General features: G+C 35.8%; 5 protein-coding genes. 3 read left to right on the top strand and 2 right to left on the bottom strand.

Annotated features, from left to right (window positions below; genetic code table 11):
• Window positions 1-24 precede the first annotated feature (24 nt).
• Window positions 25-783 carry a winged helix-turn-helix domain-containing protein gene (locus tag ACLFMM_RS09450; RefSeq protein WP_410808483.1) on the bottom strand — a complete coding sequence of 253 codons (759 nt, stop codon included), beginning with the start codon at window positions 781-783 and terminating at the stop codon, window positions 25-27.
• Between the two features lie 125 nt (window positions 784-908).
• Between ACLFMM_RS09450 and ACLFMM_RS09445 the strand changes: the two genes are divergently transcribed.
• From ACLFMM_RS09445 to aglJ, 3 genes are all read left to right on the top strand, one after another.
• Window positions 909-1,148, top strand: a complete 240-nt coding sequence (locus ACLFMM_RS09445; protein WP_410808482.1) for an MTH865 family protein — start codon at window positions 909-911, stop codon at window positions 1,146-1,148.
• 258 nt (window positions 1,149-1,406) lie between these two features.
• A complete protein-coding gene (locus ACLFMM_RS09440) occupies window positions 1,407-1,970 on the top strand; it encodes a TATA-box-binding protein (RefSeq protein ID WP_410808481.1) in 564 nt (187 codons plus the stop codon).
• 4 nt (window positions 1,971-1,974) lie between these two features.
• Entirely contained in the window at window positions 1,975-2,898 is a 924-nt protein-coding gene (aglJ, locus tag ACLFMM_RS09435) for an S-layer glycoprotein N-glycosyltransferase AglJ (protein ID WP_410808484.1), read from the top strand.
• Between the two features lie 4 nt (window positions 2,899-2,902).
• Here aglJ and ACLFMM_RS09430 read toward each other — a convergent pair whose 3' ends face one another.
• Window positions 2,903-3,232: a pyrimidine dimer DNA glycosylase/endonuclease V gene (locus ACLFMM_RS09430; RefSeq protein ID WP_410808480.1), complete on the bottom strand. Its 330-nt coding sequence runs from the start codon at window positions 3,230-3,232 to the stop codon at window positions 2,903-2,905.
• Between the last annotated feature and the right edge of the window lie 546 nt (window positions 3,233-3,778).

Raw genomic sequence — 3,778 nt, 5'->3', positions numbered from 1 at the left:
TTCAATGGTCAAAACGAAACTTATTCAGGATGATAGCGCTATCTGTGACTGGATGTTATGCAGCCCTTTTAATGTCGTGTACCCCTTGCCGGTTATGATGTAATCCCCTCTCTCATTTCTCTGCTGTATCATACCTGCATTAAGAAGTTTATCCAGATGGAAAAGCAGGTTTCCGCCATTGAGTCCTGTTATCCTAGAAAGCTGTGTGAAGCTTTTTGTGTCGGTGGATATTGATTTTAGTATCGTAAGCCTTTGTTTGTTCGCAACCGGTTCACATATATTCTTGACTACTTCATCCACCGGAAGGTCCTGAAGATTTTTTACTTCGTCCCTGCTTTCATATATCTGTAATGAGCGCATGAGATTGATCTGTTTTTCAAACAAGTCCGAAGCTTCGGAAAAACAGGTTTCACATTTGGGATATTTTGCCTTTTCTTTTTTCAGTTCATTGAATTGCTCATAATATCGCTCAATTGTTTCAGGGTCCACGTTATCATTGTTGAGTAGCTGGGCAGTTTCCTGTAAAAAATCATTAAACACAGATTCACAGAAATCCTTCATCTTGCAGTCCTGTACCATATTGCTGTTAAGTGTATTTTTGCTGTCCTCTACAACATAATCTATCAAAATTTTTGAGAATTTATTCTTCATGTCTATGAGTATTTGTTCAATGTATTGCTGATTCGAATACTCAAAAAAACGGTTGAACTCCTTCCGCATGGATTTGATTTCCTGCTTTATTTCTTGTAGTTCGTTTTTGTAATCATTATCGATAGCTTGCATCGACTGACCTCCATAGTCTTATACCAATACCAAGTTATTTTTATACACTAAATAAGTTTCTGCTATATGATTATAACAAATAACTATATATTTATGACTGGTGTTGTATGTAATTGGTGATACAAATGAGTGTCAAAGATGATATCCACACACAGATAACAGGTGCTCTTAAAGGCGCAGATTTCCCAATAAACACACCAGAAAAGTTGTTGAATGCATTTCCAGAAGGAGCTAAAACAACCTGCAGATCAGGGGATGTAGAAGTTACAGCTGGAGAAGCCGGGAAATTGCTAAAACCGGATGACTTCCCATTCAACAGCGCAAAAGAAGTTGCAGATACTATTGTAAACAGAGCAAACTTCTAAACTCGAATGAATAACCTGATCAAGGGCATCAAATGCCCTCTACTTCCTAATTTTAAAACTTTTAATTTTATATTTGAATACGTTTTTATAAAACCAAATACTTTATAAATTTTGGTGCAGGGTTACTGCTTTTTAGCCAAAAGTTTTTTAAAAGACATGTAGATTTAAGTAACTTTTATAAATGAATAAATTACTTTTTGCTATTATATATAAGGATATTAGAAATATAATATTAATCAAATATTCAGGACCAAAAATATGGCGGATTATAAAGAAGATTACAACATCAAAATCGAAAATGTGGTAGCTTCCACCAAACTTGCAGAAGAATTTGATTTAACTAAAATAGAAGCTGAATTTGAAGGCGCAGAATACAACAAACAAAAATTCCCAGGTCTTGTATACAGGGTCTCGAATCCAAAAGCTGCGTTCCTTGTTTTCACATCTGGAAAAGTTGTCTGTACGGGTGCCAAGAATGTGGATGATGTCCATGTTGTTATTGGAAATATGGCAAAAAAGCTCAATGATATAGGCATCGAAACCATTAAAGACCCTGTGATTACCGTCCAGAATATTGTAGCTTCTGCTGACCTGCATGCAGTACTGAATTTAAATGCTATTGCTATAGGTCTTGGTCTTGAAAATATCGAATACGAGCCGGAACAATTCCCAGGTCTCGTATATCGTATAGATGAACCAAAGGTTGTTGTTCTTATATTCAGCTCAGGAAAACTGGTAGTTACCGGTGGAAAATCCCCGGAACACTGTGAAAGGGGTGTAGAAGTAGTAAGAAACCAGTTAGACGGTATGGGTCTCCTGTAAAGGGATAAATGTGAATACATCAGAAAATGAAAACATCTGCATACTGATACCTACTCTTAACGAAGAATCAACCATTGTAGAGCTTATAGAAGGATTTAAATCCGAAGGGTTTGACAATATCCTTGTTATCGACGGGAACAGCACAGACCGAACCTGTGAACTGGCTGAGTCAGAAGGAGCCAATGTCGTTGTTCAGAGTGGTAAGGGTAAAGGTCAGGCTGTACAGGAAGCTTTCAAGATAATAGAAAGTGAATATGTGGTAATGACAGATGGTGATGGTACCTATTTACCATCAGATATACACACCATGTTGTCCCCTGTACTTGAGGGTGATGCAGACCATGTTATAGGCAATAGATTCGCAAATTATGACCCTGATGCTTTTACCCGACTGAATCTCATTGGAAACCGGGCACTCAACAAACTCTTCAGTTATGCATACCGCAAAAAGTTAAACGATATACTGTCCGGATACCGGGCATTTACCATTGAAGTTATAAAAACACTGGAACTCAATGAAACCGGTTTTGAAATCGAATCAGAAATGACCATCGAAAGTATCAAAAAGGATTTTAATGTAGTTGAAGTTCCCATTACTTATCTGGCAAGACATACTGAAGCCAGTACTAAGCTCAACCCATTAAAAGACGGTTTCAGAATAGGTATGACCATATATAAACTTGCAAAAATGCACAATCCGATGTTTTATTTTGGTATCATAGGTGCAGTCTTAATTCTACTGGGCACACTTTCAGGCATTTTTGTAGTGGTTGAATGGATAGTAGGTATCACACATCTGCCCCTGACTGTATTGACAGCTCTTCTCATTATATCCGGTGTACAGATGTTTATCTTTGGATTGATGAGTGATTTGATTGTATCACTTCACAGAGAAACAATACGTACTTTGCGCTTAAGAAACAAATAAATCCTTAGACATTACATCCACAACCTTTTTCTTTGAGCATTTCTACCTGTTTTTCACAGGTATCTAACAGTTCATCCTGCATATACTTACCTGTTGCAAAAGAAGCATCAAGCGGTGAATAGTGATTATAACCTCTTTTTACCATTTCTTTAACAAGTTTTTCATGTCTTAAATACAGAGCATTAAGTTTACCCTTCCAACGCAAGGTCTCTGGATGATTGGTATAAGCTTTTTTATTATTGATAAATATAGACCACAAAGCATGGAGTTCTCTGTGTTCACCTAGCAGATGGTTGCGGCATAATTTATCAGGTGATATATCCCATATTCTCATAGACTTAATCTCCATTTACAACAAATTAAAAATAAAAATTTTAAAACGCAATCAATATAATAAATACCGTACTATTTTTTAAAGCCTTTAAAATTTTTAACGCTGGCAAATTTTCATCAGCGTTTTTGTTAAATACAATTGTCACAATAGGAAGATGTGTGATTGTGAGTTTTAGTGGTTTTTCTCTCAATCACAAAAGCCTGCAATTGAGAGTCATTAGGGTGGCTCTTAACCAATTGCGGGTTGGGGAGTGGGATTATTCTATAATGGGGCACCTATAACAGGTGTCTCATTTACCTACTATATGTTGAAGAGAGGGGCAATTGTATCAAATCATTATCTCTAATTATTATTCCTTTCAACAATTCATTAGTAGTTCATTAATATAAATTATACCATTAAACTACTAATATATAGATAATATAGTTCAAAATATAATACTTTTTTGGATTTTTTATTACTGAACAAAATTCCACCATATTAAAGTCAAAGATAGCGTCTCCAATTTGCTGTAAATTATAATTAGTCCTGTACCTTATTAGATTT

The sequence above is a fragment of the Methanohalobium sp. genome (genome assembly GCF_046546175.1).
In the GTDB taxonomy this organism is placed as follows: domain Archaea; phylum Halobacteriota; class Methanosarcinia; order Methanosarcinales; family Methanosarcinaceae; genus Methanohalobium.
The sequence above is the reverse complement of the archived record's forward strand: the minus strand, read 5'-3'. Positions and strand labels throughout refer to the sequence as shown.